We start from the raw sequence: 18217 nt of genomic DNA, 5'->3' as shown, positions 1-18217 counted from the left end.
GCCGGTCTACATCACTAATATTAGTGTCTTTTAGGGGAGTGGAAACCCACCCCTGACCTGTGGTTATCGCTCCCGCGACGTTTGGGTAAGCGCCGCCTGTATGGTGATCGCTGCGGCCGGTTCCGGTGCCGTTGCGGGCAGTGCGGACGGCATGCCGGAGGGGTCAGGGCGTGGTGGTCCACAGCGGGAGCCCGGTGGTGGTGCGGGTGCTGATGCCCGCGCGTACCGGAACGTCGCGGTAGTCGGACACCCGCACATAACCACCGCGCTCGGTGTCGATCCGGACGGGGTCGCCCTCCCACTCCCACCCGTTGATCAGTTCGGCGGGGAGGTTCCCGACGTCGTCGGCCTCCACCTGCATCGCCCAGGCGGTCAGCTCCTCGCCGTACACCTGCCGCCACTCATTCAGAACGGTGAAAAGGTGGCCGAAGTCGTCGACCAGGGCCAGCGCACGCGCCTTGTCGGGGGCCGGGCATTCGGCAAAGCGGGGCTCGTCGGGGCGGGTGCGCTCACCGAGGCTCATCAGCCAACGCATGATCAGATCCTCTCCATCGTCGGGCGGGGCGGTGGGTGTCCGGGGAAGGCGGCGGTGCGTCAGGTGCGCCCGGACGGCTGGGGCTTGTGGTAGCGGTACAGGAAGCGCGCGGCCCGCTCGCGGCTGGTGAATCCGGAGATGCCGCAGCCGCTGCCCGGGTGGTTGCCGGGGTACTCGGCCACCCACGTGCAGCACTCCGCGTGGTACCAGGCGACGCCGTAGCTGGTGCTCCGGTCCTGGCTGTCCAGGACGCGGTAGCCGATCGATCCGGTGTTGCGGGTGAACGTGAACTGCTCCGGCGTGGCGGCTCCTTCGTTCGCCCCGGGTGCGAGAGAGGGCGGGTGGGGGGAGGGATGCCCCCTCTCGCACTACAAATATTAGTATCTTTTGGGTGGATGTGAACCTACCCCTGACCTGCGGCTTCCTTGCCTTGGCTACGACGGCTCGGTGTCAGGTGGCGCTGACCACGGCCCGGCGGCGCTCGCGTGGGCGGGCGCGCTGCTGGGCGCGCAGAGAGGCGGCCTCGTCCTGGGCGCGGCGGGCGTGCTCGTGTTCACGGGCGGCCTCGGTGAGGCAGTAGGGGCCCCACCACTGCTTGACGTCGGCGGTGCGGGCCAGCGAGTTGGGGAACTGCGAGTACGGGAGGTCGGCCAGCATCAGCAGCAGGACCGGGTGCGGGGAAGCGAGGAACCACCGTGCGACGGTCCACCAGGCGGCCACGGCGGCACGCCGCGCGGGGTTGGCGGCGCGGGCTTCCCGCTCGTAGCGGGCGGCGTCGGCTTGGGCGTGCGTGGTTGACCAGGTGAGGAAACGCAGCAGGGCGGGGGTGTCGCGCTGCCTGGAGGCGTTGAGGATCTCGGGCAGGTCGGCGCGCTGCGCGACATGGGCGGCGCAGGCTCGCATGACGCCGGTGAGCGTCTCTGCCGTCTTCTGCGACGGGTCGTGTCCGGCGGCGGACTCCATCGGGTACACCGTCACCTGGGGGCGGTCGGTGTAGTCGTCGCGGTAGAGGGTCAGGCTGCCTCGGTAGCCGGTGCGGCTGCGGGAGAGCCGCGGCAGGTTGTCGGCGGGGGCGGTGGTCTGGAAGGCGCTCACGGGGCCGAGGCATGCGCGTACGGCGGTGAACTGGTCCCAGTAGTGGGGGTGGTGGGTTCCGGTGACGTGCACGCGGCCGCGCATCGCCCCGCCCAGCTCGAACACGACGGCGTCGTCCTGGCGGTGGCCGGCCGTGGCGCGAACGGTGCCGGCGGGCGTCTCGATGGTCAGGCTCGGGCTGGTCATGGGCTGTGACTCCTCGGGCGTCGGCTGGGTGGGCTGGGGGCCTGCCGCCCCGCGCCCGTCGAAGGGGAGGGCGCGGGCGTCGGGGCGGCAGGTCTTCGGCCAGTGCCGCTCTCTGGCCGGGGGCGGCCGTCCGCCCCCGGGCGGGGAGGCGGGAACGGCGTCTGCGGGCTACTCCTGCGGCGGCTTGTGGCGGCGGAGGTTGTCCCGCTCGGTCAGGGAAACCTCCCTGCCACACGGGCAGTCGGCGTAGCGGCGGCCGTGCAGGTGGAAGAACTTCGGCCCGGTGTTCTTGGCGTTGACCGTCCGGAGGGTGCCGGGGACCCGGGGTGGTGTTGGTGCAGTAGCCGTTCGCGGTGACGGTGGGCGTGTCAGCCACGGTGACTCTCCTCGTCGGTGTCGGGGATCTGGGGCAGTGTTGGGGCGTCATGAACCAGACGCAGCGGCCCGGCGACGTCGGGGCAGGGAATGACCGCCTCCTGGAGTTCGCGGCGGTCCATGGGGTGCAGCCATCCATCCCGTACGGTCCAGCCGCAGGCGCGCGGGAACGGCTCGTCGGCGGTCGTGGCCACCAGGACGGCGCGCCGGATGGTGCTGTACTCCAGGGCGAACGTCAGCAGCGCGAAGAACCGTAGGTAGCCCTCCTCGGTGTGGTTCACCCGCAGCGGCGACGCTCCGACGGACAGAGTCAGGTCGGCGGTGACGATCGTGTCGTTGGTGCGCTCAGCCACGATGCTGAACTGGTGGCGGCCCTCGCCGAGTGCGACGAGTAGAGCGGTGAGCGCGTTCATGGCGCGGCCCATGGCGGCCGCCGTGGCGGCGTCATCGGGACGGATCAGCTCCGGGCGTGCGGGCATGCGGGCTCCCTGCGGCTGGCGTGGCGTGGGGCTGCGCCCCGACCGGGGCGCAGCCCTGATGGTCAGTTCCAGTTCTCGGGGGCGGGGCGGAACCGCGCCTTGAAGGCTGCGGCCTCGGCCTCGGTGGCGGGGCGCCAGTCGGCCGTCTGCTCCGCGAGAGAGCGGAACACGGTTGCGTCGACGATTTCCCGGTGGTCGTCCGCACTCCGATAGGTGATGTGGAACCGGTCAACGACCGTGATCTGCACGGTTGTCGCACCGTCCCGATGGTGGTCCCAGGAGACGTACTGGCCTTCCTCAAACTGGGGCATGGGCTTTCCTCCGTGCGTGACGGGACGGCGAGCACCACAGGACGCGTGCGCGTCCTGTGGTGTGTCAGGGGTCTTCCTGGGCGCGCGCTCTGCTCCGCAGACACGACGTGCTGCCGCTACGCGGCAGGAGCGGGGCGGGGCGGGAGCGCTCCGCGCTCTGGGGGGAGGCTGGCCCGTGCGGGCCGGACTCGGGGAAGTTCCCGGCCCGCACGGGGGTCTGTCAGCCGAGGCTGCCGGTTTCGGGGCTCAGCGGGTGCGGAGCTGGAGCAGGCGCCGGTGCGCCCTGTTCTTGATCTCGTCGTCGGCGCCTTCGAGTACGGCCGTGGCGCGCGCGATTTCCTCGGTCATGGACTGCGGGAGGCGCCGGGGCGTGACGTGGTCGAGGTAGCCGGTGATAGCGCGCTCGGCCGCGTAGGCGGTCCGTCCGACGCGTTCACTCTCGGTGCGGAACACGTCGTCGAGGGCGTCCAACCGGGTGGCGTGGTTGGTCCGCTTCCGGCTGGACGCGTCCTCGCCGAGCGGCCACAGATCAGCAATCGCCTGGTGGAAGTCGGCAATGGCGATGTCTGTGCGGGCGAGCGCGGTCTCCTCGTCGGCGAACCGCTCGAAGTACTGGGAGGAGAGCCCCAGGGTGCGGCGCGCTTCCTTGATCTGGCTGGTGGCTCCTGCGGTGTGCCGGACGGCCCAGCGGGTGACGGCATCACGGACGGCGAACCGCTCGGTGTTGGCGCAGACAGGGCGCCACGGGGTGACGACGCACTGAAACTGGCCCCGCCCGCTGTGGTCGTTCATGACGGCGATGTACGGGACCACGATGTCGTTGATGCCGTCGGCGTCCACGGTGACCGCTTCCGGGAGGCGGATGGAGATGAACACCCGCTTCCCGCCGCGCAGGAGTCCGGCGGACTCCCACACCACGTCATAGCGGCTCACCAGTTCCTGAAGGAACACGAACCCCGCCCGGTTCTGAATCGGCGTGTACCGGGAGCCGACTGCACCGAGCGCGGCGCCGGTGTCGGAGCGGACGGTGTGCTGTTGGTCGGCGTGCTCGCGCGACTCACCCTGCCACTCGTACAGGGCGGGCACCGTGGTGACCTCGAAGTCGAGCCCGGACAGACGGAGTACCTCGTCAATGTCCGTGGTGCCGCCGGGGATGATCTGGCCGAGGCCGTGCCAGGCGGGGGAGGACGCGTACAGGGCGATGGAGCCGTCCGTCCGCTCGTCGAGACCGTGGTTGGCGATGATCTGCTCGATCTGCCCCTCGGTGTTGCGGGAGACGGTGAACGTCTCGCCCCGGTCCCAGCCGGTGAGAACCTCATACCGGTTGGCGCCGATCATGCGGATTTCGCCCCGGTCCACCCGGGCCTGGAAGGCGCGGTCACGTTCGCGGACGGCTTCGACCTGTGCGGTCTTCTCTGCAGCGAACGCGGTGTTCACGTCGGTGATAGTCACGATTCCCCTTCGACGTTGGCTTCTGCGGGCTCGGGGGCGGGGCCACCACCCCCGAACAATTTTAATATTAGTGTGTTTCAGGGGTGTGTGAACCCACCCCTGAATCAACGGATTTGGGTCTCAGCGAGCACTGACCGGAGCAGGGCAGGCGTACCCGTGCTTGCGGGTGGCTCGGTGCACCCGTACGCCGGCATCGCCGCCCTCCGGGGCGGTGGACTCGTGACCGCCGGCGCATGCTGGGCAGGGGCGGTGAGCATCGGCCCTTCTGGACGTCCGGGCGCTTCTGCCGCTGCACTCTCGACGGAGTCACTGCGGCCCGCGGCTCAGCCGCTTGACATGCGTCTCGCCCACCGGCACCCGCCGACGGGGGCACGGATGCCGGGACGACGAACCATCAGCCAATGAGCCTGGCCCGGTGCCGCGCCCAGCCGAGGAGAAGAGGCAGGGCGCGGCGGCTCGACGGTGCCGTTACTCGGGCATCGGTGGCTCGTGGCCCGTCTCGGTCATGCCGAGACGTCCACGGATTCCGCGTCCGTGGCGCTCGGTGCAGCCGACAAGGCTTCCTGGATCAGGACATCCAGGGCTTTGCCGATACGTCGCCTGGCCTCCGTCCCCATACGGCAGCAACCTTCCTCGTCGATCCGCTCGAACACCGCCTTCCTGGCCGGACTCGGGGGAACGATGGCGGGCACGACTCCGGCATCAATAGCCGACTGCCTGAACTTGCCCCAGACACCACACCAGTCGTTCTTGTCCGCCAGATCATCAAGTTCACCGACCGTGGCGGGAAGGGCGACCAGGACACACTGTGCCTCTTGGCGGTAGTCCGCGCAGTTCTCGGCGATCCACTTCACCAGCGGATCGCTGGACGTCTTGAGGGAGCTCCAGGCCGCCTCCTGGACGTCTGCGCGCGTCGTGTACGCCTTGTTGACCTCCTCGCTGTAGGAGTTGGCCTGACGCCGCCCCTCCTCGCCGTAGCCGTACCGCTCGGGGTACTTCGTGTCTGCCGCAGCCACGGCCGCACTCTGAGCCGCGTTGGCCGTTTCGACGCTCTCGACGTACCTCTGTACCTCCGGCAACATCTGCCGGGCTCCCTGCTCTGCCATGCCGCTTCCCCTTCGACGTTGGTTTCTGCGGGGTCGGGGGCGGGGCCACCACTCCCGAACAACTTCAATATTAGTGTATTTTGCGTAGAGGTGAACCCCCCACCTGACCAGCACACTTAGACCGACCGGTGACACTCAAGCTCCGGCACCAGGGGCGGTGAGTCCCGGAAACCCCCACGCTCAACCCAACTCGGACAACGGGTGAGCCGCGTCCAGCTGTTCACGCGGCACGCTCAACGCCGTCCCAGGCCCCTCTCACTGCGCGTCAACTCCGCAGCACGTCCCGGCCTGCTCGGCTTGTGCGCGCGCCACAGGCTGGCTCGCAGTTCCCGGCCCAAGGCTGCGCCTCTTCCAAGATCCTCCAGCCGAGGGCCCGGGGGGCTGATACCGCCCCGGGCCCCACCCTGATCGGGAGCGGCCGATTCGCTCTGCCGCCTCTGACCATTTCTCCTAGTGGCCCAGAACGGACACGATGTATTCCGACCAGTGGTAGTGCTCGAAGAACGCGAGAGGCACGAGCGCGAACAGTCCGGCCAACAGATAGTCATCGACCTTTGTCGATTATTCGTACAGTTGAGACACGTCCATCGCTATGACCTGCAAAATCTCAACTGCATCCATAGAAGCTGAGGTTGGGCTGTCTGAGCGGCTGACCTGCTCTAATGAGATGCAGAGGCTCCGGAGGCTCTCGATGGCAAGCTTGTGACCTGGGATGCCGCATCTCTATCGAGAATGTCTCAACTTCACGGATAATTTCTTGGGAGTAGGGTCCTCTGGGCGCCGAGAAATTGATCTTGATTTGGGAGGGTGGGGGAGCCGCTCCAAGAGGGGGCGGTGGTGAGGAGCAAGCCAGCGTTCGTCAAAGTGCACCGGCAGCGGAAGTGCTGTGGCTCCGTAGCTGGCGAGGGTCCCAGAAGTGGTGGTGGCTGGCCATGCAGGACCATCCTGCTGGCGCTGTCAGTTTGAGGGTGGCTGCGGCAGTTGTGACCGACTGCACGTGTGTGGCATCCGACGCAGGCGGTTCGTCTCCGAACGGCCCTGGCCAGACGCGTCAGCCGCTCCAGATGCGAGCTTGCCGACGGCACTCCGTCGAGGGCCGGCAGTTGGTCGCTTCAAGGCCCTTGCAACGGCGCCCGGTTCGGTGCATCGGGACGTGTGCGCAACTACCCCTTTCCTGGCTGGTTGGTCACCAGGCAGTGGGCAGGATCAGATGCGCATCCGGGGTTGCATGGGCAACTTCAGATCGGTGGGACGGCCGTGAGACATGGGGGAGTTCGCTGGTTGGCGCGGAGGAACGCGGCTGACAGCATCACGTGTATGCACCCACCGGTAGCCAACGGCTATGGGTGCAGAGCCCGTTGGATGTTCCGAAGGGAGCGCTCATGCCTGTGCGTCGACTCAGTGCCGCCCTGCTGTTACTCGTGCCGTCGTGGCCCTGGTGGCATGCGGTCACGGTCATCGTCATCTTGATCATCGTGTGTCCTGGTCTGGCGCCCCAGGCCGCAGCCGCGTCCGCCGTGCTGGCCGAGGTGGCGCTGCGGCTGCGTTCGCAGCCGTGTCCGGAGGTGCCAGTCGGATTGTTCGCACCGAGATGACGGTCCTGCACGCGAGTTTGATCGGGGCACTGCTACTTGCCGCGGAGTTCGTCGATCTGCTGCTGCTCCCAGTAGTCCAGGATCATTTCGAGGCGCCTCACGGACGGTTCGATGCGGTTCAGGGCTCGGTCCAGGTTGATGAATGGAATCATCAAAGCGGTGAGTGACGACGTCTTGGACTTCAATCCCTGCGCCTGTTTCGCCCAGGACGGCAGGTGCTTGGACACGTCGCTGAGGCCAGTCAGCATGCGGGCCATGTCGTCATCTGGAAGGAAGGGATCCGGTTCCCCGGAGCTGTCGACGCCCAGCAGTTGCTGCGCGGTGGCCACGGCCGCGACGACGGCCTGCACCCGCTTCACCGCGTGACTGTGGAAGCGGCGGGCCATTGCTTTGACATCGACATCGATGCCTTCGACGAGCTGGCCCCGCAGCTGCTGCGGCGCCACGACGGGAGCGGGGGACGATGATGCCAGCGTCCACGCGACCGGCCGGTGCCGACCGACCAGTTCATCGGCCAGAACCCTGTAGGCCAGTACGAGATCCGAGATCAGGTCCGGCTCCAGCGTATCCCGGTGGTATGCCGCATTGCGGTACTGGTGCAGCCGGTCGAGCACTTCGCGCTCTGGGGCTGTGAGCACGCCCTTCTGCTTCAGGAACTTGGTTTTTTCGTGCAGGTGGTCGTCCATAGCCTTGCGGCGATCTGGTCCCACATGCTCGTCGACCAGCCGGTTCAACTCCCCGGGGAGCTGTCCGCCGTTGTCCCGGAACTCGCGCATCTCTTCCACGACACTGTCAGCGACCTGGAGGGCCAACCGGGCGTTGACCTCGCGGCCGATGACCACCTCCACCAAGTGGTCCAGGAGGATGAGAGCAAGGCGGTCGTGCGCCTGATCGCCCGCCTCCGCACATCGGCGGATCTCGGCTATCTCCACGCCAAGCCAGTTCCACTGCTCGGCCTGCTGCATGGACCTGCGATCCCAGTCGAAAGCGAACGGCTGCATAGGCATGGCAGCAGCCTCCCACTCACGATCGGTAGACCACCGGCGACGCGTGGATGAAACGGCGAGCGGCTGCTATCGCGCAGCGCCCGCCCCAGTTCGGCAAACCCCGCCAGCATCGCGCGTGAGAGCGGGTCCATTTCGGCTGGAGGCGGGACGCGTTCGACGTAATCGGCGGCGGCCATGTCGTACGACTCGCGGACAGCGGTCAGAAAGGAGGGCGCAGCCATGCGGGCGACCCTAGACCAGGCAACTGACACAGACCATGGCACGACCTTCAGCTGGCCTGCACGACATCCACCGCTGCCGACACCCAGCCGTCACTCCATGCCGGTGATCGTTTGCGGTCACGGCAGGGGACAGGCACGGGCTCCATGGCCTGCGGGCCGGGTCACGATCTGATCGGTGCGCACACGCAGCGCCCTCTCTGTGAGGTCGGCCGAGCCTTTGGCCCGCTGAGGGTCCCACAGCCAGGTCTCGTCGCCGGTGACGTCGAACGCGACGACCGGGTGGCCGGTGGGCAACGGTCCCGGCTGCACCGCGGTGTTCGCCGCATCGAGCGGGCTTACGCAGACCAGCCGGGCGCTGATGCCGAAGAAGGACGAAGGATCGTGCCCGGCCGCGGCGCGTGCGGCGGTGCGATGGGCTGCCTCGGTGGCGGAGGTCAGGCCCAGTAGCACGGCTGTCGCCATCATCAGTGCAGTGAGTGTGCCTGAAATGGCGAGGCAGTACGCCCGCGAGCCGGTGATCCAGTAGAAGTGCCGGGCCCAGCCGAGCATGGCCAGCCCGCACGACGCGGCGGCGATGCACAGGGCGGCCGGTTTCACGCCGGCGAGATACATCCACAGGGGATCGACGTTGGCGGCCGAGAGAGGAATGCCGAGGCACCCGGTCAGGTAGACGCCCTGGGCCAGCCGTCCCATCCAGGGCAGCACCCATGCCAGGGGGAGAACGGCGATCGGTAACACGGCAGCGGCATTGCGGGAGAACCAGCTCTGGCGCAGTGCGTACATGCAGCCGCGCAGCACCGGCAGCCCGCACAGGACGATGCCCGCCGGCCACCAGCCGCCCACGTCTCCCAGCGTCGTCGAGATCACCCGGATCAAGAAGCCGCTGAACCCCGCACTGCCGACCATGGCCAGCCCGCACAGCCAGGTGATCATCCGGGAGTGCCGTTCCCGGTCCGTGAACCACAAGCCCACCCACCACGCCGCCACCAGCAGCAGCGGCGCCAGCGCGACCTGCCACCTCAGTCCCAGCCCTGCCAGCACCCAACCGAAGAGCATCGCGGCGGCACCCACAGCCATGCCCGGAAGTCCCAAGGCCCGGGTGTGCCAGGGGGCAGGATCCTGCGGGCGCAAGGCATGGGCAGACGCGATTTCGGGCCGCACGTCATGAAGCTCGTCGTCGAAAATCACACCTCCCAGATCCGGCCTACGGCGATGAGCCGCCACAGCCTCCTCGTAGGTGCCCGGACCATCCAGGCGCACCCGGCGGTGCACATCCGCTGCCCCCACCTGCACCCACAGCCGCGCGGCCCGGCTCCGCCACCAGCCGGACCCCCAGTCGACCTTCCGATGCACGTACCAGGTACTCACAGCCGTTGGTGAGTCCTCGGGTTCCAGCAACGTGGAGTCACCGATCTGCGCCGTCACCCGGCTGGCCAGCGCCGCTGTGACGCGGCGCTCAGCCTCGCTCAAGGCACCCCAGCGGCTTCCTTGCAGGCGCACCTCCACCCGGTACAGCACCGTCGCGTCACTCTGATGGGCATCGTCCACACGGGAGAACAGCAGCCCGCACCGCTCCCACTGCTCACGGGCGGTGCCCTCCTCCATGCCGGCGGGGACATGGACCAGCACCGCCGCACGATGAGTGAAGTCCCCGGCCTGTGGTGGCACTTCGCCGGGACTGTTACCGTCGCCGCCGGGCGGGGCGGGTGCGCGACGGGAACGAAACTGGGCGACAAGCGCGCTTGCCATGATGGCGAACCTCCAGCACGGACCTGGCAGACACAGCGAGGCACCACCAGCGCGTCGGTGAGGGCACCGGTGGCCTGCGATTGTGGTACGCAACAGCGTCCCTGCGATGGTGCGTCCTCCCAGGACTGCTGCGTCGCCCTCATTCTTTCGTCGCCCACTGACAGTGCCGCGATACGTCCCGCCCCGGGGCAGCGTCGGACGCCGGTGCCCAAGGCGCTGCGCAAACGGCGCCGATCCGTCGGCAACCGGCACCACATGCCTCCGCGCCCCGGCACCTCGACCCGCACGAACTCATCACTGCGGCCGTCGACGGGGGGCGAGCACCCCACTCCGACGACCGGGCCGCCGCCCTGAGGACCTTGAAACGCCGCGCCTTCCCGGAGGCCATGCGCCTGCTGGAGCTGTCCCGCAGAACCGGCCGCTACGACTTGTCCATCACCCGCCGCTGCCGGACATCCTGGGCCGCCCTGCTCCCAGGTTCGTTCGCGCTCCGGAGCAGCGATCCCAGGGGCGAACCCGCTTTCAGCCTCCAAAGCCACTCGTCGGATACTTCATCTCGCGCCGCAGGAAGGGGAGTTGACCGTCAGGATCCCGCAGCGCGCACTGTCCGCCGTCTTCTACGGTGATCCAAAAAGCAGCCGCGACATGCTCTTTATTTGTCACGAAGACAACGACAGAAAGGCAAAAGAACCGACCATGACACCGGTGAAGCTCCCGACCGGCGGGACCCTCCCCCCGCCTCCCGCGCAGCCGGGGGAGGGGTTCGGGCGCTACGGCGCCGCCGGCATATCCGGCGGGGCCGCGCTGGCGCGCCGGCTCGATGAGCGGGCGGCCAACAGGGGCCTGCCCCCGGTCAGCGATCCGCAGGGTCTGGCCATCCGTCTGCGTTATCTGGCCCGGGACGAGCAGGGACTTGCCTGGTTGCGGTTGGCCCAGGTCACCGTGACCGAGCGGACCATCGCCCGGTGGAGGACGGCACGGCAACGCCCCCTGCCGGCCAATCTGAAAAAGATCGACCAGGCGTTCTGGGCCTGCCGCCGCCACAATCTCGTCGGCTACTACAAGCAGCGCCTCTGGGACGACGGCCGCGGCACCCGGATCGAGATCCATCCGGTCGACCAGCAGCATGTCGCCCCCAACCGGCGCCGCGAGCTGAACATTCGCACGATCAATGTCCGCACCGACTGGCGACGGGTCGTGGACGCCTGGAACTCGGGTGACCAGCAAGCCCTGGACGACGCCTGGAACTCCATCGCGGACAGCCTCGGCTCCGACCACGGCGCCTACCGACACGTCTCCCACATCGGCTTCGGCATCTGAGCGTGCCGCAGCCCGGACCCGCTGCACGCGGCCGTGCCCTCCTCACACGCGGCTGCTCACGCTCCACAGATGCGCCGGCTCCTCCTCCATCTCGCCCAACCGCCAGGGCAGGCAGGTGAGGGCCTCAAGCGCGGCCGCGGGAAGCACCTGCGGGTGGGGACCCGACGCGCCCAGACGACGATATCGGCCCCGGGCCGGCCCCGGCCCGGACCGGCCCGCCTGCCCGGAATGCTGCGCCGCCCACTGCAGCACCGGCTCCATCGGGAAACTGCCCCGCAGCTCCCAGGAGGAGAACAGGCTCTGCACGTCCCGCAGCCAGTCGGTGTCCTGGGCGCGGGACCAGCTGCCCCGCAGCCGTCGGCGCTCCCGGGCCGCCAGAGCACCGGCCAGCTGGACGACCTCCGGGTAGGCCACCAAAGCCGCCACCCGCCGGTCGCTGCCCTTCTTGAGGCCGAGCTGCTGGTGGCGCACCGCCCACGCGCGTGGAACCTGGGCGTCCTGGTTCCACCAGAAGACAGCGATGTGGAACGCATCCGCGAACGCGATGCGGCCGCCGGCCCCCAGTCGCCGCTCGAGCCGCTCACGCTCCTGGTGAGCTTCGAGGACTTCCGGGACGGGAGCGAGCGGGATGCAGGTCACCCCGTCCTCCCGCAGGTTGTCCGTCCAGCGCCGGTGCCGGCCGCACACCCTCCAGTTGGCTGCCGACACCGCGTACGCATCCCGGCGTGCCCGCTTGGCCAGTGCGCACAGATCACACACGCGCACCAGGCAGTCATCGGCGGGTTCCCACGGGTTGGGGACGCCCCAGCGGGGCGGCGCACCGGCCGGATCGGGCAGCGGATGCATGCGCAGCGTGGGCAGCACGTATTCCAGGACGTCGGTGCGGCATCCCGCAAGGGCGGCCAGCCTGTTGTGCGCGGCCGAGTTCAGATGCACTTCGCTGAACTCCGGCTCGGGAAGGGGTGAATCACCGGCACCGAGCATCGACAGCAGCTCTCGGGGATCGAGGCCGTTGGTCTCTGCCAGCCGGTGCACGAACGAGTTCGTGGACTCCTCGGCGATGAACCGCAGCCGCCGCGGCAGCGGCTGCACCCCGCTCACGCCGTCCCCGTCCCGTAAAGACTCCAACGAACGCGCAGTCAACGTGTTGTCCCTCTCTTCCCAATCCGACTCCATCCCCAGCGGGAGGCCGGCCAACTCCCTCCATTCTGGCTGGAATTGGCGAGCACCGCACGGTGATCCACTACGGTTCCCGTGTTCCGGAATCGCCCCCGCAAGGAGAAGCACCGGCCATGTCCCTGCCGCTGCGCCCGCATCAGCAAGAAGCCCTCGCGGCCATCACCGGCGCCTTCGCGAGGGGGGAACGCCGGGTGACCGCCGTCTCCGCATGCGGCACCGGCAAGACACTCACCGCCGTGGCGACCGCCCGCCATATCGCCCAGAACGGCAGGGTCCTGGTGGCCGTGCCCACCCTGGAACTGCTGACCCAGACCATCCAGCGCTGGCGCGAAGGCGGACGCGCCGGCCTCATGGTGGGCCTCTCCTCGATGGGCCAGACCCGCAGCGGCCTGCCCCGAGGCACGGCCCGCATGGTCAAACGGCCGGCAGACCTGGCCGGCATCGTCGCCGAGCAGGACGGCCTGCCCACGACAGTCTTCGTGACCTACGCGTCCCTGCCGGGACTACAACAAGCCCACAGGCACCGTCAGTTGCCAGCCTGGGACCTCATCGTCGTGGACGAGGCCCACCGTACGTGCATGAGCACCCAAGACGGCTGGGGAGCCATCCACGACGACCATGCCATCCCCGCCCGGCTGCGTCTCTACATGACCGCCACGCCCCGTGTCTTCACCACTGGACTGTGGGACGGCGCTCCCACCGCCACCATGGACCGCCGCGACATCTTCGGCCCCGTCGTCTACCACCTCGGCATGGCCGAGGCGATCGAACGCGGACTCCTCGCCGACTACCAGGTCGTGATGCCCGTGGTCGGCGACAGCCAGCTGCACGCCATCCTCACCCGCAAGTCCCACCTCGATCCGCAGCACGGCGGCCTGCGGGCGGCCGCCCTGCAGGTGGCCGTCCTGCGCGCCATCACCGACCACGACCTGCGGCGCGTGCTGGTCTTCCACAACCGCATCGCGGCAGCCGAAGCGTTCTCCCAGGACCTGCCCGACACCGCCGTCCAGCTGAAGCGGCCGGACCTGAAGGCCTTGTGGGTCGATGGGACGCAGCGCATCGACGAGCGCCACAGTCGGCTGTCCGACTTCCAGAACGCCGACGGGTGCGCGGTCCTCAGCAACGTCCGTGTCCTGGCCGAGGGCATCGACATCCCCGCCATCGACTCCGTGGTCTTCGCCGCGCCCCGCAACAGCATCGTCGACGCCATCCAGGCCATCGGCCGCGCCCTGCGCCTGGTACCCGGCCGCGGCAAGAAGGCCACCCTCGTACTGCCCGTCTACCTGCCCGACGGCCGGGCCACCGAACAGGCCCTGCAGGATTCACAGTTCGAAGGCATCTACACCATCCTCCAGGCCCTGAGAGCCCACGACGACAGCTTCCTCGACCACATCGCCGTGCCCCGCCGCAGCCACCGCCTGAGCGACGCCGGTCCGCGCCGAACCGTCCATTACAACCGCCCCGAACGCGCCCTGCAGGTCGCCCTCGCCCTCGGCCTTGAGATCACACTGCCCGCCACCGGCTCCTGGCCCGACGGTCTGGCCTCAGCCACCCGCTACCACCACGACCACCATCACCTCGATGTCCCCCACGCCTTCCACGACAGCACCGGCTTCGCCCTGGGGGAGTGGATCAGCAACCAGCGCCTGCGGCACCTGGCCGACCGCCTGCCCAGCGAACACGCCAACGCCCTCGATGCCCTCGGCATGCTGTGGAGCACCCCCGCACACACCTTCACCCGCATCCTCGACCAAGCCCGCGCCTACGCCGCCGCCCACGGGCACCTGGCCGCACCCACCGATGCCGAACTGGGCGGCCACCCCGTCGGCGCCTGGCTTGCCGAGTGCCGCAAGAAGGACAACGACCAAATACTCCCCAAGGACCACGCCGCACAGCTCACCGACCTCGACCCCTGGTGGAACCCCCAAGGCTGGCCACTGACCTGGCGGCGCGCCTACGCTCACGCCAAAGCGCACATCGACGCGGGCGGCAGCGCCGACATCCCCGGCTCCTTCACCACCCCGGACGGATTCAAGCTGGGGCAATGGCTCAGCCGCCAGCGCAACAACTTCGACACGCTCTGCGTCGAACAGGCCAAGCTCCTGATCGGCATCGGCATCACCCCGCACGTCGACAGCCTTCACCCCGAAGCCTTCCGCACCGAACGAGGCCGGGACTTCCGCCGCGGCCTGGTCGCCGCCTCCCACTACCTCGCCCGAGAAGGCCACCTCGACGTCCCCCGCCAGCACACCGAAACCGACTGGATCGGCCCCTTCCGGCTCGGCTCCTGGATCGACCACATCCGCCGCACCCCCAACGAACTCACCCACGAAGAACGCGCCGCACTCGACATCCTGTGCATGGCCTGGGACACGGCAGAGCCCGCCTACGACCAGTAGACCGCGCCGTGTAGGAGGGCGGCACACGTCCGGAAAGGCCGAATCTGGTCCTGTCTGCCGCCCCAAACGCGTTCCGCGGCCGTTGTCGGTGCCCGGGAGTAGCCTGACTGCCTTGCCGAGCACTATGAGCCAAAGCGGGGCCTGCATGTTCATTTCCGCCGTCTACATCCGCTTCTTCCGCTCGTTCAACTTCGACTACCTCCGCAAGGCCAGCGAAAACTTCGTCGCGGCCCCCTGGGACGTCCTGGACGGCGACGATCGCAAATACCCGTTCGTCAAAGTACTTCTTGAGGAAAGCGTCACCACCGTCGTCGGTGCCAACGAATCTGGCAAGAGCCAGCTCCTGGCGGCCATCCAGCGTGCCCTGACCGGACAGAACATCGAACGAGGCGACTTCTGCCGCTACTCGCAGTTCTTCGCTGTGAACAAGGCCATGGCCTTCCCCGACTTCGGCCTTCGATTCGGCAACCTGCAGCCAAGCGACTGCGACGCGGTCCGGCAGGCGTGCGGAAGGGAGACCGGCGACGACTTCGACACCTTCGTGATGTTCCGCATGGGCGCCCAGAAACCCATTGTTTTCGTTCCCGATGATGACGGCTGGACCGAATACTCCGTCGAGGACACCGGCCTGTTGGAGAGTGTTCTGCCCAGCTGGTTCGAGATCGATGCACACACCGCGCTGCCGCAGAGCGTGCCGGTCGAGTACCTGGCCGGTCGGCACAGCACGCTGCGCGCCAGGTCCCGCAACGCCCGCCAGTCCTTCTTCAAGATGATCCTGGACCACGCCGACTCCTTCAAGTCCGCCGAACATCTCGCCACAGCCGGGGAGAACCTGACGTCGGCGTACTCCACCGCGAACCAACCCGACGAAGGGCACGACAAGCAACTCGCCCTGGCCGACCAGCTCCTGCTGAAGGTCGCAAAGATCGACAGAACAGCGTTCCAGGAACTCCTCACGGCGGTCGAGGAAGGCAAGGAAGGCTTCGCCAACGGCATCGTGGAGCAGATGAACCAACAGCTGGCCCGGTCTCTGAACTTCCCCAGATGGTGGACCCAGGACAACCAATTCCAGCTGCAGATGACCCTGCGCGACCAGGACCTCGTCTTCACCATCAAAGACCGGACCGGCACCGAGTACTCGGCCAACGAACGCAGCAGCGGACTGAAGTACTTCCTCAGCTACTTCATCCAGTACCTGGCCCACGAACCTCCCGCGTCCGGACAGCGCGAAGTGCTGCTGATGGACGAACCCGACGCCTACCTCTCCGGCAACGGCCAGCAGGACCTGCTGCGCGTCTTTGAAGATCTCGCCTACCCGTCCGACCCCGACCGCACGGCCTGCCAGGTTGTGTATGTGACGCACTCGCCCTTCCTGATCGACAAGAACCACGGTGAGCGCATCCGCGTCCTCGAAAAAGGGGAAGGCGACGAGGGCACCCGCGTTGTACGCAACGCTGCCCGCAACCACTACGAACCGCTGAGATCAGCCTTCGGTAGCTTCGTCGGCGAGACGACCTTCATCAGCAACTGCAACCTCATGCTCGAAGGAACGTCCGACCAGATCCTCCTCGCCGGCATGTCCGCACGCCTTCGCCGTCACAAGACTCCCGCGCTGGACAACCTCGACCTCAACACACTCACCCTCGTACCGGCGGGCTCCGCGACCCACGTCCCCTACCTGGTGTATCTCGCGCGCGGCCGCGACGTCGACCGGCCGGCCGTCATTGTCCTGCTCGACGGTGATCGCTCTGGTGACGACGCGCGCAAGAAGCTGCGCCGCGGCCCTCACGGGAAGCCCCTAATCGACGACGATGTCGTGCTGCAGCTGAACGAACTGCCTGCCGCACGCGTCACGAGCCCTCGCCCGCAAGGCGTTCTGGCCATTGAAGACCTTATCCCGTTGAAGGTCGGCGTCGCCGCCGTCAAGCGCTACGCCGCAGCCTTCCTCACCTCCGCCGAGGCCAAGCAACTGGAAGACCTGCACGCCGACGACGTGAAATTCGACGGTGATGAAGGAACGCATGAGGCGCTGGAAAAGGCTGCCGCACGCAAGCTGGACGGCTTTCACCTGGACAAGGTTGGTCTGGCACGACACATTCTTGAAGTGCTCGCCCACGACGCCGAGCCTCATACCGACGCCGTAGCAGCCATGGACAGCAACTTCCGTGTTCTGTTCCATCAGTTGGGCAGCCGACAGCGCAAGGCCCTGCGCGAGATCGCGACCGAGCGCACCACATCCAAGATCAAACGTCTCAGGAAGTCCTTCCTCCTGGACCACCCTTCTGGCGCGACGCGTGAGCAAGCCACCCTGCTGCTCGAGGACATCGACGCCATGCTCGACAACTCCGTGGACGCCGAGGACCTCAGGAGCCAGACCCGAGCAGTGCGTCGCGACTTCTCTCTCGACGAGGAGCCACTCGACCTGATCGACGACTACGAGGCCTTCCAGGAGGCCCTGCAGTCGCTGGCGTACCGGCCCGTCAACGCGGCGCAGGATCAAGAGTCGTGATCAGTGGCGGTGCCGCATGCATTGCCGCATGCAGTCCCTGCCGGATGCCTGCCCGGTAGACCTCTCCCGTAGTGGTGACGCCGGCGGCCAGCTGCTGGTACTGCGCTGCGGCCTGCTCCTCGTGCGCGGCGGCCCGCGGATCGAGGACGAGTGCTGGGTGATCAGGGCGCCATTGCTGGAGCTGGCGAATGGTCTCCTTGGAGGCGGTCCAGCATCCGGCACGCACCTGTTCCACGAGAGTGGCCGGCAGGCGCAGGGAGAGGGTTTCGGGATAGCTCCTGTTCCTGGTGCTGCCAGGGAAGAGGCCCATGGGTATCTCGTTCCAGTCCATGTCCTGCCAGGGGTGGTTCCAGCCCCGGGCCTGTACTTCCCGGCGCAGCCCGAACGCGACGAGCACATCCTTTTTGTCCAGGAGTTCACCGTGGCTGCGCAGGGCGTGCAGCTCTTGGCGCTGTTCGGCCCGCAGGATGTCCCGTTGCTCGGGCGTGAGGTGCTTCAGGCGCGCCTTGTGCTCTGACCGCAGTTTGTGCGTGAACGCCTGGTGCCGCTCCAGGACGCTCGTCAGGGCAAGACGGGTGCCCAGCGGCACCCGGACGGTCACCTTCGTCTCACCGGTGTCTTCGCCGTCCTCGACGCTGTCCTCCGTCACGGCTGCTTTCCCCTTCCCTGCGTGTACGTGCCCCTGAAGGGCACGCCGCG

At 67.9% G+C, this 18217-nt stretch carries 14 protein-coding genes and 1 pseudogene; 3 read left to right on the top strand and 12 right to left on the bottom strand.

The window, feature by feature from the left end; translation table 11 throughout:
- Nucleotides 1–163: 163 nt before the first annotated feature.
- The 10 genes and pseudogenes from ACN20J_RS00495 to ACN20J_RS00450 form a co-directional block, all read right to left on the bottom strand.
- The gene (locus tag ACN20J_RS00495; RefSeq protein WP_419664778.1) at nt 164–535 is read right to left on the bottom strand and encodes a hypothetical protein; all 372 of its coding nucleotides are present in this window, start codon (nt 533–535) and stop codon (nt 164–166) included.
- A gap of 59 nt (nt 536–594) precedes the next feature.
- On the bottom strand, nt 595–717 hold the full coding sequence (locus ACN20J_RS00490) for a hypothetical protein (protein WP_419664777.1): 123 nt from the start codon (nt 715–717) through the stop codon (nt 595–597).
- Between the two features lie 268 nt (nt 718–985).
- Nucleotides 986–1816 carry a hypothetical protein gene (locus tag ACN20J_RS00485; RefSeq protein ID WP_419664776.1) on the bottom strand — a complete coding sequence of 277 codons (831 nt, stop codon included), beginning with the start codon at nt 1814–1816 and terminating at the stop codon, nt 986–988.
- A gap of 368 nt (nt 1817–2184) precedes the next feature.
- Entirely contained in the window at nt 2185–2670 is a 486-nt protein-coding gene (locus ACN20J_RS00480; protein WP_419664775.1) for a hypothetical protein, read from the bottom strand.
- A 62-nt stretch (nt 2671–2732) separates the two neighbouring features.
- Nucleotides 2733–2981 (bottom strand): hypothetical protein, encoded by a 249-nt coding sequence (locus ACN20J_RS00475; RefSeq protein WP_419664774.1) that lies wholly within the window; start codon nt 2979–2981, stop codon nt 2733–2735.
- 246 nt (nt 2982–3227) lie between these two features.
- The gene (locus ACN20J_RS00470; protein ID WP_419664773.1) at nt 3228–4433 is read right to left on the bottom strand and encodes a DUF932 domain-containing protein; all 1206 of its coding nucleotides are present in this window, start codon (nt 4431–4433) and stop codon (nt 3228–3230) included.
- 503 nt (nt 4434–4936) lie between these two features.
- Nucleotides 4937–5539: a hypothetical protein gene (locus ACN20J_RS00465; RefSeq protein WP_419664772.1), complete on the bottom strand. Its 603-nt coding sequence runs from the start codon at nt 5537–5539 to the stop codon at nt 4937–4939.
- Nucleotides 5540–7166: 1627 nt separating this feature from the next.
- The gene (locus tag ACN20J_RS00460; RefSeq protein ID WP_419664771.1) at nt 7167–8099 is read right to left on the bottom strand and encodes a hypothetical protein; all 933 of its coding nucleotides are present in this window, start codon (nt 8097–8099) and stop codon (nt 7167–7169) included.
- 122 nt (nt 8100–8221) lie between these two features.
- Nucleotides 8222–8362 (bottom strand): annotated as a pseudogene (locus ACN20J_RS00455) (SAM-dependent methyltransferase); the annotation flags it as partial.
- Between the two features lie 117 nt (nt 8363–8479).
- Nucleotides 8480–10111 carry a hypothetical protein gene (locus ACN20J_RS00450; RefSeq protein ID WP_419664770.1) on the bottom strand — a complete coding sequence of 544 codons (1632 nt, stop codon included), beginning with the start codon at nt 10109–10111 and terminating at the stop codon, nt 8480–8482.
- 576 nt (nt 10112–10687) lie between these two features.
- Here ACN20J_RS00450 and ACN20J_RS00445 point away from each other — a divergent pair.
- The gene (locus ACN20J_RS00445) at nt 10688–11431 is read left to right on the top strand and encodes a transcriptional regulator (protein WP_419664769.1); all 744 of its coding nucleotides are present in this window, start codon (nt 10688–10690) and stop codon (nt 11429–11431) included.
- A gap of 42 nt (nt 11432–11473) precedes the next feature.
- Here the strand turns inward: ACN20J_RS00445 and ACN20J_RS00440 are convergent, their stop codons facing one another.
- Nucleotides 11474–12532, bottom strand: coding sequence for a TniQ family protein (locus ACN20J_RS00440; RefSeq protein ID WP_419664768.1), 1059 nt, complete (start codon nt 12530–12532; stop codon nt 11474–11476).
- 191 nt (nt 12533–12723) lie between these two features.
- Here ACN20J_RS00440 and ACN20J_RS00435 point away from each other — a divergent pair, with 191 nt between their 5' ends.
- Nucleotides 12724–15009: a Helicase associated domain protein gene (locus ACN20J_RS00435; protein ID WP_419664767.1), complete on the top strand. Its 2286-nt coding sequence runs from the start codon at nt 12724–12726 to the stop codon at nt 15007–15009.
- A gap of 145 nt (nt 15010–15154) precedes the next feature.
- Nucleotides 15155–17518, top strand: a complete 2364-nt coding sequence (locus tag ACN20J_RS00430; RefSeq protein ID WP_419664766.1) for an ATP-dependent nuclease — start codon at nt 15155–15157, stop codon at nt 17516–17518.
- Here ACN20J_RS00430 and ACN20J_RS00425 read toward each other — a convergent pair.
- Nucleotides 17490–18167 (bottom strand): hypothetical protein, encoded by a 678-nt coding sequence (locus ACN20J_RS00425; RefSeq protein ID WP_419664765.1) that lies wholly within the window; start codon nt 18165–18167, stop codon nt 17490–17492. The two genes, ACN20J_RS00430 and ACN20J_RS00425, sit on opposite strands and share 29 nt — an antisense overlap.
- Nucleotides 18168–18217: the final 50 nt, after the last annotated feature.

Source organism: Streptomyces sp. 2-1, from assembly GCF_048564895.1.
Classification (GTDB): Bacteria; Actinomycetota; Actinomycetes; order Streptomycetales; family Streptomycetaceae; genus Streptomyces; species Streptomyces phaeochromogenes.
Note: the sequence above shows the minus strand (reverse complement) of the source record. Positions and strands in the feature narration are given on the sequence as shown.